The sequence below is a fragment of the Teichococcus coralli genome (genome assembly GCF_009829925.1).
Lineage (GTDB): Bacteria > Pseudomonadota > Alphaproteobacteria > Acetobacterales > Acetobacteraceae > Pseudoroseomonas > Pseudoroseomonas coralli.
The window spans coordinates 82230-92632 of record NZ_SNVJ01000021.1; the positions used below are offsets into that span (position 1 = coordinate 82230).

At 72.3% G+C, this 10403-nt stretch carries 9 protein-coding genes; 2 read left to right on the forward strand and 7 right to left on the reverse strand.

The window, feature by feature from the left end:
- Nucleotides 1-12 precede the first annotated feature (12 nt).
- On the reverse strand, nucleotides 13-450 hold the full coding sequence (locus tag E0493_RS19115; RefSeq protein WP_160938859.1) for a septal ring lytic transglycosylase RlpA family protein: 438 nt from the start codon (nucleotides 448-450) through the stop codon (nucleotides 13-15).
- A 225-nt stretch (nucleotides 451-675) separates the two neighbouring features.
- Nucleotides 676-1170: a septal ring lytic transglycosylase RlpA family protein gene (locus tag E0493_RS19120; RefSeq protein ID WP_160938860.1), complete on the reverse strand. Its 495-nt coding sequence runs from the start codon at nucleotides 1168-1170 to the stop codon at nucleotides 676-678.
- A gap of 226 nt (nucleotides 1171-1396) precedes the next feature.
- On the opposite strand from E0493_RS19120, the gene E0493_RS19125 reads away from it, so the two are divergent.
- Nucleotides 1397-2662: a M16 family metallopeptidase gene (locus E0493_RS19125; RefSeq protein ID WP_160938861.1), complete on the forward strand. Its 1266-nt coding sequence runs from the start codon at nucleotides 1397-1399 to the stop codon at nucleotides 2660-2662.
- Entirely contained in the window at nucleotides 2659-3984 is a 1326-nt protein-coding gene (locus tag E0493_RS19130) for a TldD/PmbA family protein (RefSeq protein WP_160938862.1), read from the forward strand. Before E0493_RS19125 ends, E0493_RS19130 begins: the two co-directional genes overlap by 4 nt.
- Before the next feature lie 177 nt (nucleotides 3985-4161).
- On the opposite strand, the gene E0493_RS19135 is transcribed toward E0493_RS19130, so the two are convergent.
- The 5 genes from E0493_RS19135 to E0493_RS19155 all read right to left on the reverse strand — a co-directional run.
- Nucleotides 4162-5841, reverse strand: coding sequence for a methyl-accepting chemotaxis protein (locus E0493_RS19135; RefSeq protein ID WP_160938863.1), 1680 nt, complete (start codon nucleotides 5839-5841; stop codon nucleotides 4162-4164).
- Nucleotides 5842-5948: 107 nt separating this feature from the next.
- Entirely contained in the window at nucleotides 5949-6431 is a 483-nt protein-coding gene (locus E0493_RS19140; RefSeq protein ID WP_160938864.1) for an RNA pyrophosphohydrolase, read from the reverse strand.
- 3 nt (nucleotides 6432-6434) lie between these two features.
- Entirely contained in the window at nucleotides 6435-7649 is a 1215-nt protein-coding gene (locus E0493_RS19145) for a divergent polysaccharide deacetylase family protein (protein WP_160938865.1), read from the reverse strand.
- Between the two features lie 58 nt (nucleotides 7650-7707).
- Complete coding sequence (locus E0493_RS19150; RefSeq protein ID WP_235913884.1) at nucleotides 7708-9090, reverse strand: S41 family peptidase; 1383 nt, start codon at nucleotides 9088-9090, stop codon at nucleotides 7708-7710.
- Between the two features lie 137 nt (nucleotides 9091-9227).
- A partial coding sequence (locus tag E0493_RS19155; protein WP_160938867.1) for a murein hydrolase activator EnvC family protein occupies nucleotides 9228-10403 on the reverse strand: 1176 nt, incomplete at its 5' end.

Consider the following 10403-nt stretch of genomic DNA (forward strand, 5'->3'; position numbering starts at 1 on the left):
TTCCCCCGGCCCTCAGCCCGGGTTGTTGGGCAGGCTCAGCGGCACGACCTCGACCATGGCCACGCCGTCCTCCATCATGTCGAGCTTGCGCGCCGTGCTCGGGCTGAGATCGATGATGCGGCCGGGCTTGAACGGACCACGATCCTGAATGGTCACGACCGCGGTGCGGCCGTTCTCCAGGTTCTTCACCCGTGCGCGCGTGCCGAGCGGCAGGGTGCGGCTGGCGGCGGCGTTGGAGTTGCGGTTGAAGCGCTTGCCATTGGCCATGCGCTTGCCGTGGAAATGGTTGGCATAGTACGAGGCGCGGCCTCGCCGCACCTGACGTGGCTGCGCCTGCACCGTTTGGTTCCGCGCGGCCGTTTCGCGGCGATTCTCGCGTGCATCCGCTGGAACGAGCGCGCTGCTCAGGCCGAGGGCGAAAACGAGCGCGGCGAGTTTGAGAGCTCGCATGGTGACCGACCTTTCTGTGTTTTTCCTTCTGCGGCGCCGGGGCGACGGAACGCGCCGGCGGCGGGGGAAAGGGACGGCCTCGTGGCGAGGAGCGCCCTTCCTGTTATCGCCAACGCTCGGGCGCTGGCGGAGATGCGTTGACAGCCTGTCTCAAGATTTGGCTGGAACCCGCTGATCCGTATGTGGCGTGGCGGCCGGCAGGTTCAACCGCTGGCCGCCGGGCCGTCAGCGGCGGGCGGTGTTCGTCAGCGGCTTCACCTCCACGGGCGCGGTTCCGTCCTCCACCATGTCGAGCCGCTCGGCAACCTTCTTGCTGAGGTCGATCACACGTCCCGGAACATGGGGGCCGCGATCCTCGATGGTGACAACGGCGGTGCGTCCGTTCTCCAGGTTCTTCACCTGCGCCTTGGTGCCCAGCGGCAGGGTCTTGCTGGCGGCCGAATCGGAACTCTGCGTGAAGGTCTCGCCATTGGCCATGGTCTTGCCTTCGAAGTGGTCGGCATAGAAGGAGGCGGCGCCTTTCTGTGGCCGGGCGCCACGGTTCTCGGCTGAGCCGGGGGGCGGGCCGGCATCGGAGACGGCTGGCCGCGGCGGCTCCGGCTGCGGCGGGGCCGCCGGCGCGCAGGCCGTGGCCGTCAGCAGCAGCAGCCCCGCGGCGGCAGGTGCGAGGCTGGGTCTGAAAACCGTCCGGGCAGGGGAATGGCGGGCAAGACGTCGCATATGCATGACCTCCGGTTGTTCCAAGGGATTGTTTTATCGCCCAATTTTTGTCAGGCTCGCGGCTTCGCGGCGGACAAACGTGGGACGCCTGTTCCGGTTTCGATTCTGTGCCGCGGGGGCCGGGGTCGTATCCCTGCCACTCCCGCATTACATTCGTTGGGAACCACGACAATGCGCCCGCCGGAGGAAGCCCTTCCGCCGGGCCGACCACAGGAAATGTAGCCCTATGTCTGATGCGGTGCGGCTGACGCGCCTTCCGAACGGCCTGACGATCGTTTCCGAGACCATGCCGCGGGTGGAGACCGTCTCCATCGGCGCCTACGTCCATGCCGGCACCCGGGACGAGACGGTGGCGGAGAACGGCGCCTCGCACTTCCTGGAGCACATGGCCTTCAAAGGCACCGCGAAGCGGGACGCGGCGGCGATCGCCCGCGAGATCGAGAATGTCGGCGGGCACCTCAACGCCTATACGGCGCGCGAGCAGACGGCCTACTACGCCAAGGTGCTGAAGGAGGACATGCCGCTCGCCGCGGACATCCTCGGCGACATCCTGACCCACTCCACCTTCGTGCCGGAGGAGCTGGAGCGCGAGCGCGGCGTCATCCTGCAGGAGATCGGCCAGGCGAACGACACGCCGGACGACATCATTTTCGACCATTTCCAGGGTACCGCCTTTCCGGACCAGCCGATGGGCCGGCCAACGCTCGGCACCGAGGCCAGCATCGGCGGCATGGGCCGCGAGGTGCTGACCGGCTACATGCGCCGCCACTACGGCCCCAGCCGCATGGTGGTGGCCGCCGCCGGCGCGCTGGAACACGACAACCTGGTGGAGCTGGTGAAGCGCAACTTCGCCGACCTGCCGACGGTCAGCCAGACGCCCGCCGAGCCCGCCCGCTACGGCGGCGGCGAGTTCCGCGAGGAGCGCGACCTGGACCAGGTCCATGTGGTGCTGGGCTTCGAGGGCCCGGCGGTGGCGACGCCGCTGCACTACCCCACCATGCTGCTCTCGACCCTGCTTGGCGGCGGCATGTCCTCCCGCCTGTTCCAGGAGATCCGCGAGCGGCGCGGGCTGGTCTATTCGATCTATTCCTTCGCCCAGCCCTTCCGCGACGGCGGCCTCTTCGCGCTTTACGCCGGCACCGGCGAGCAGCAGGCGGCCGAGCTGGTGCCGGTGGCGCTGGAGGAGCTGAAGCGCGTCCAGCACGACGTGACGGAGGACGAGCTGAACCGCGCCAAGGCGCAGCTGCGCGCCTCGGTGCTGATGTCGCTTGAATCCACCGGCAGCCGCTGCGAGCAGCTCGCCCGGCAGATCCAGGTGCATGGCCGCGTCATTCCCGTCGAGGAGACCAAGGCGAAGATCGCCGCGGTGACGGTGGAGCAGGTGCAGCACGCGGCGGCGCAGATCTTCCGCTCGCGGCCGACGCTGGCCGCGCTCGGCCCGGCCGGCAAGGTGCCCACCCTCCCCAGCATCACGGAGAAGCTCGCGGCATGAACCGTCTGGAGCGTCTGGAATCCCTCGTGGCCGCCGCCCGCGCGGCCGGTGCCGACGCGGCCGACGCGCTGCTCGTCACCGGCACGGCGCTTTCCGTGCAGCGGCGGCTGGGCAAGGTGGAGCATCTGGAACGCTCCGAGGGGATGGATCTCGGCCTGCGCGTCTTCATCGGGCGGCGGCAGGCCATCGTCTCCACCACCGACCCGGACCCCAAGGGCTTCGGCGAGCTGGCGGAGCGAGCGGTGGCCATGGCGCGCGCCGTGCCGGAGGACCGCTTCGGCGGCCTGGGCGAGTTCCGCCCCCTGCGGCCGCAGGACCTCGACCTGGAGGACGGCGCCGAACCCGACGCCGAGGCGCTGATCGCCCGCGCCGCGGCGGCCGAGGAGGCGGCGCTCGCCATTGCCGGCGTGACCAACAGCGAAGGGGCCGAGGCCGGCTTCTCCCGCACCGCTGTCGCGCTGGTCGCCTCCAACGGCTTCGCCGGGGAATATGCCCGCAGCGGGCACTCGATCTCCGTCACCGCGCTGGCCGGCAGCGGCACCGGCATGGAGCGGGACTACGACTACAGCAGCGCCGTGCATCTGGCGGACCTGGAGGACGCGGCGGCGCTCGGCCGCAGCGCCGGCGAGCGCGCGGTGGCGCGGCTGAACCCGACCCGGCCGAAGACGGCGAAGCGCGTGGTGGTCTATGACCCACGCGTGGCCGGCTCGCTGGCCGGCCATCTGGCCGGGGCGCTGAACGGCGCCTCCGTCGCGCGCGGCACCTCCTTCCTGCGCGACCGGATGGGCCAGCCGGTGCTCGCCGCCGGCCTCAGCCTGCGCGACGACCCGCTGCGCCGCCGCGGCCTGCGCTCCCGCCCCTTCGACGGGGAGGGCATGCCCGGCGAGCCGCTCGCCCTGGTGGAGGACGGGATCCTGCGCCACTGGGTGCTGGACTGGCGCAGCGCGCGGCAGCTCGGCCTGGCCTCCAACGGCCATGGCAGCCGGGGCATCTCCTCGCCGCCTTCGCCCTCCACAACGAACCTGTGGCTGGACGGCGGCACCCTGCCGCCCGCCGAACTGCTGGCCGGTATCGGGGAGGGCATCTACGTCACCGAGATGATCGGCTCCGGCGTGAACGGCGTCACCGGCGACTACAGCCGCGGCGCCGCCGGCTTCATGATCCGCGACGGCGCGCTGGCCGAGGCGGTGAGCGGCATCACCATCGCCGGCAACCTGAAGGACATGTTCCTGAACATGACCGCCGCCAACGACCTGCGTTTCCGGCGCGGCACCGATGCGCCGACGTTGCGGGTCGAGGGAATGACGGTCGCGGGGGCATAAGGACGGGCCAGGCTGCCCTTCCTGACGCCTTGCCGGTTGCAGTCGCCGGGGTTCCTTCAGCTCCGGCGTGAGCGCGTCCCGCCCGCGCAGCAATAACCGACAAAAAGAAGAAAAGGGGATCCGGGGGAGAATTCAGTCTCCCCCGGCACTCCATGTCCGCCTGCGCCGCCCTGACCGTCAGGCCGCCCGCACCTGGGCGATGAAGCTGCGCACCTCGCTGCTGAGCTGCTCGGACTGGCGCGACAGCTCGCCCGAGGCGGTCAGCACCTCGCCCGCCGCCGCCCCGGTGTTGCCGGCCCCCTCGCTCACCGCCGCGATGTTCTCCGTCACCGCGCCCGTGGCCTGCGCCGTCTCCGCCACGGTGCGGGCGATCTCCGCCGTCGCGGCACCCTGTTGCTCCACGGCCGAGGCGATGGTGACGGTGATGCTGCTCACCGCGTCGATCGTGCCGGTGATCGCCTGGATGTCGTTCACCGCCTGCTGCGTGGCCGCCTGGATCTGGGTGATCTGGCTGCGGATCTCCTCGGTCGCCTTGGCGGTCTGCGCGGCGAGCGACTTCACCTCGGAGGCCACCACGGCGAAGCCCTTGCCGGCCTCGCCGGCCCGCGCCGCCTCGATGGTGGCGTTCAGCGCCAGCAGGTTGGTCTGCCCGGCGATGTCGTTGATCAGCCCGACCACCTCGCCGATGCGGGTCGCGCTCTCGGCGAGTGCGCGCACGGTGGCGTCGGTGCGCTGGGCGTCCTGCACGGCGCGCGCCGTCACGCCCGTGGCCTGCGCCACCTGACGGCTGATCTCGCCGATCGAGGCGCTCAGCTCCTCCGCCGCGGTGGCCACCGTCTGCACCCCGCCGCCGGCCTGCCGCGCCGCCGTCAGCACCGCGTCGGACTGCTTCCCCGTCTGGCTGGCGATGCCCGACATGGACCGCGCGGTCGATTCCAGCTCGGTGGAGGCGGCGGCCAGCATGCCGACCATCTCGCCCACCTTCTGCTCGAACTGGCCGACCAGGTCGCCCAGGCGGCTGGCGCGGCGCTCCTTCGCGGTGCGTTCCTCCTCCTGCGTGACGGCAAGGGCATCCGCCTGTTGCAGGCCGCTCCGGCATTCGTCCAGCGCCTGCGCCATGCCCCCGATCTCGTCCTGCCGCCCCTGGCCGGGCAGGTTGAAGGCATAGTCGCGCCGTGCCACCCGGCGCAGCGCCTCGGAGAGCCGCACAACGTCGCGGGTGATGTTGCGGTCCAGCCACAGCGCGGCGCCAAGCCCGGCCAGGAGCGCCAGCAGAACGGAAATGGCGGTGCCTGTCAGCGCCTGGTGGTAGGCGGCATTGGACTGTTCGCCCGCCGCCGCGACGCCGCGCTCGTTCAGCTTGATCAGGTCGTCCAGGGTGCCGAGCATCTTGCGCTGGGCGATGGCCGAATCGGTGTTGAAGGCCTGCAGCGCGGCGGCGTCCCGCGCCACCAGGAGCGGGCCGGTCAGCGCGCTGTAGGCGCGGTATTCGGCCTCGAAGCGCTCAAAGAGCTGCCGCTCCTCCGACGAGGAGATCAGCGACCTGTAGCTGGCGATTTCCTGGGCGAGCTGCTGGCTCATCGCCGCCACCTCGCCCTCGATCTTGCGCCGCGCCTCGGGATCAGCCGTGGCGATCAGGCGGGCGGCCCGCACGCGCTCGCGCGACGCCATGAGCTGCATGGCGCCCAGCTTCTTCACGGAAGGCAGCCAGTTCTCCCGGATATCGAGCATGCTCTCGTTGAGCTGCTGGAGCTGCGAGGCCCCGTAGAGGCCGTTGCCGATCGAGATCGCCAGCAGGAGGCCAAAGGCGGCCAGCATCTTGCTGCGGATGTTCAGGCGGTTGAGGAAGCCTGCCATGGCCCCGTGCTCCCTGGATGGAAAGGGGAGCATCAGGGCGCAACGGCCTTTCCAGCCGGTTGAAACCGGCACGCCGCCCGGATTAAATCGCGAAATCGTGAAAAGAGTTAGACAATGGTGAAGGGGGCGAAGGCTTCCACCAGCCGCTCGTAGATCGGGCGGCGAAAGGCCACCACGATCCGGGGCAGCTCCTCCAGCCGCTCCCAGCGCCAGGCGTTGAACTCCGGATGGCCGTCGAGGTCCAGCCGGATGTCGGCGTCCTCGCCCTGGAAGCGCAGCGCGAACCATTTCTGCATCTGGCCACGGTACTTGCCGCCGAGCGCGGTGCCGACCAGCTCCGCCGGCAGGTCGTAGCGCAGCCACTCCGGCACCTCGCCGATGATCTCGGCCCTGTCGGTGCCGATCTCCTCCCGCAGCTCGCGCAGCACGGCCTGGCGCGGCTCCTCCCCCTCGTCCAGGCCGCCCTGCGGGAGTTGCCAAGCGTCCTGCGCCACGTCGGCGCGGCGGGCGATCAACACATGGCCCTGCCGGTTGAACAGCACGGCGCCGACATTGCGGCGGTAGGGAAGGTCAGGCGGAAGGTCGGGCATCGGTCATCTCGTGGCGGCGGAAGCGGCCCCATCCTGCGGCGGCCGGACCACGGCGCTCAAGGGGGCCAGGACCAGTCCCTCGGCGGCCAGCCCTTCCGCCCAGGTGGCGATCCGGTCCACCAGCATGGGTGCCGGCGAGCCGGCCAGTCCGATGGCGCTGCCATGCTCGCGGGCGAGGCGCTCCAGCATGCCGAGGCGGTGCTCGAGTTCGCCCCGCGTCAGCGGCTCGTCCAGCACCAGGTCGGCGCGGGCGCCCCAGACCGCGGTGGGGGCGGGGGCCTGCCGCCGCGGGTCCAGGTAGAACAGGCCCCGGCCGCGTAGCTCGGCCTCCAGCCGCTCCATCTGTTCCGTTTCGGCGGCGAAGCGCTCCCCGCGCTCGCCGCCCAGCGCGCCGACCGTTCCGGCGTAGCCGGCGAAGCGGCCGAGCGCGCGGAACAGCCGGTCGCGATTCTGCTCCCAGTCCAGGCCGGCGCTCAGCAGGGTTTCGCCGGGCTCGGCGGCGGCCGATTCCAGCGGCAGCGCCAGCACGACCTCCATGCCCCGCCGCCGGGCCTGCTCCAGCAGCAGGTCGGGCCGCACCGCCTGTGGCTCGAAGGCCAGGGTGACGGCCGCCGGCAGCCGGCGGATTGCCTCCGCCGAGCGAGGAGCGGCGCTGCCCAGCCCGCCGATCACCAGCGCCACGCGCGGGCGCGGGTCCTGGGCATCGAAGGGGCGGGCATAGACCTGGCGCGGCTCGCGCCCTGCGGGCCCGATCCGGGGCAGCGCACCAAAGGTCGAGGATTCCAGCAAGGCCGGGTCCGGCGGGGAGATCGGGGCGGCGCCGTCCTGTTCGGCGGCGGCGGCGGGCAGGGGGGGCGGCGGCGGCGCCTCGGGCGGCGCCATCGGTGCTGCCTTTTCCGGCAGCGGTGCCAGCGGCGCGACGGTCAGGCCGGCCACCTGCCCGGAACCGCTCCCGGCTGCCGGCGGCTCGGCAGGGAGCGTTGGGCCCTCCGCCGGCTTGGCGGAAGGGGGCGTCGTGCCCTCCGCCGGCTCGGCGGAGGGGGTCTTCGGCAACGGAGGGTCAGCCTGCGGTGCGGGCGGCGCCGCCGTGGGACGCGCCGCGGCAAGCGGCGTGGCCCGCTCCGGCGGCCCGAGGTGGTTCAGCGCCAGCACGCCGCCGACCGTCCCGGCGGCCACCAGGGCCCAGAAGGCGCCCAGCGCACGCCAGGCCCATCGCACGCCGCGCCCGCCCGCTGATGGGTCCGTCCCGGGGATCGCGGCCTCGCTCAGCCCGGGCTCAGCGGGCGGCCCGGCGCTGCGGCTCGGCCGCCGCCCAGGCCCGCAGCAGCGATGCCGCCTGCTGCAGCTGGAAGTCGGTCTCCGGCTTGGTCGGGTCGAAGGCGGGCGCCCCCTCCGGCGGCAGGCGGGAAACCTTGTCGGCCACGCCGGGCGGCAGCTTCAGCGGCGGCAGCGGCGCCACCTCATGGGTGCCGTTGTCGTTGCTCAGGGCGCCGCGAAGGTCCGCCTCGCGGTCGCGCAGCGGCGCCTTGTCGTCCTGCCGCTGCGCCAGCACCTCGATGTCCGGCGTGATGCCGAGGCCCTGGATGGAGCGGCCGGAGGGCGTGTAGTAGCGCGCCGTGGTCAGCCGGATCGCGCCGTTGCCGGGGATCGGAATCACGGTCTGCACGCTGCCCTTGCCGAAGGACTTGGTGCCGAGCACCACGGCGCGGCGGTGGTCCTGCAGCGCGCCGGCCACGATCTCGCTGGCCGAGGCGCTACCGCCGTTCACCAGCACCACCACCCGCTCGCCGCTGGTGATGTCGCCGGGCTTGGCGTTCCAGCGCTGGGAGTCGTCCGGCCGGCGGGCCCGGGTGGAGACGATCTCGCCCTGCTCCAGGAAGTCGTCCGAGACCTGCACGGCCTGGTCGAGCAGCCCGCCCGGGTTGTTGCGCAGGTCGAGGATGATGCCCTTCAGCGTGCCGCCGGCCTGCTTGCGCATGGTGCTGATGGCGCTGCGCAGCGCGCTCTCGGTCTGCTCGTTGAAGGAGGCGAGGCGGACATAGGCGACGTCGTTGCCCTCCAGGCGGAAGCGCGCGACCTGCGGCCGGATCACGTCGCGCGTCAGGCTCAGCTCGATCGGCGTGTCGGCGCCGGGGCGGCGGATGGTCAGCTTGATGCTGCTGCCCCGCTCGCCACGCATCTGCTCGACCGCCTCCTGCAGGGTCAGGCCCTGCACGGACTTGCCGTTCAGATGCGTGATGAGGTCGCCCGGCTTGACGCCCGCCCGCGCGGCGGGGGTGTCGTCGATCGGGCTGATCACCTTCACATAGCCGCCTTCCTGGCTGACCTCGATGCCGAGGCCGCCGAACTCGCCGCGGGTCTGCACCTGCATGTCGCGGAAGGAGCGGGCATTCATGTAGCTGCTGTGCGGATCGAGCCCCTGCAGCATGCCGTTGATCGCGTTCTCGATCGCGTCCCGGTCATTGACCGGCTCGACATACTCGGCCCGGATGCGCTCGAAGATGTCGCCGAACAGGTTCAGCAGGCGGTAGGTCTCGGCGCGGTTGCCGGTCTCCTGGGCAACGGCGGAAACCATCGGCGGCATGACCACCGGACCCAGCACCGTGCCGGCAAGGAACGCGGCCCCAACCACGCCTGCCACGCGCATTCCAGACTTCATGCGGCGACCTCTCATTCGGTCAGCTATCCTTTCGCAGCGGCAAGTCCCGCCGCTCTCCATGCCACCCTAGAGCGCTTTTGCACGAAAGGGGCAAGCTGAAACCTTTTTCGACAATCCAGCATGGCCGGTCACCGGACTCAGCTTCTGACCCGGAACCAGCCCTTCGGATCAACCGGCTTCCCGTCTCGGCGCAACTCCACGTAGAGAGCGGCCCGACCATCCTCTCCCCCGTCACCCAGCTGCCCCACCGCCTCACCGGCCAGCACCCGCGCGCCGAGCTCGGCATCCAGCCGGTCCAGGCCGGCCAGGACGAAATGGTACCCTCGGCCGCAATCCACAATCAACAGCTGGCCATAGGAGCGGAAGGGGCCGGCAAAGGCGATGCTGCCACGGCAGGGGCTGACCACGCGCGCGCCGGGCGGCGCCGCATAGGTCAGGCCGCGCGCCGGACCGCCGGCGCCGCTGTCGCCGAAGTCGCGCGAGATGCGGCCGGCCACCGGCACCGCCCGCCCGCCCTGCGGCACCGGCACCGCGGGGGCGGCGCTGGCATGCTGCCGGCGTGCCGCCTCCTCCCTCGCCGCTTGGTCCCTCGCCGCCTGGTCCCGCGCCGCTTGGGCGCGGCCCTCGGCGGCCTCCGCCTCGCGCTCGGCCCGCAGCCGGGCGGCGCGCTCGCCAGCCTCGCGCTCGGCCCGCGCCTTCGCCTCGGCCTCGGCCCTGGCGCGCGCCTGCTCCAGCCGCTCCAGCATGTCCCGCAGGGTGGAGGCATGGGCGGCGGTGGCGGCGGCCTGCTTCGCCGCCTCCATCCGCTCCTGCTCCAGGGCGGTGTGGCGGCTCCTGGCATCGGCCAGGGCGGCTTCCACGGCGGCGGCGGCGGCGCGCACCTCCGCCCGCGCCTCGTCCAGCTCCAACGCCTCCGCCTGCGCGTGCCGGGTGGCCTCGGCGGCGACCGCCTGGGCCTGCCGCAGCGCCTCCGCCTCGGCCGAGAGGTGGCGCATCAGGCTGCGCAGCACCAGAACCCCGCGCAGCGTCGTCTCGGGATCGCCGGGAACCGCGAGCAGGGTCTCGGCCGGCCATTGCTGCAGGCGCCGCATCAGCGGCAGCAGCGGCGCCATGGCTTCAGCGCGGCGGCCGAGATCAACCAGCGCGGCATCGCGGATGGCGGCCGCTTCGCGGGCCCGCCTGGCGGCGGCGTCGGCGGCGGCGTCAGCGGCCACGGCACGGCGGCCGGCGGCGGCGCGCTGCTCGGCCAGCTGCTGCTCCGTCTCGGCCGCTCCGCGCGCGGCGCGCTCCGCCTCGGCGGCCGCCTCCTGGGC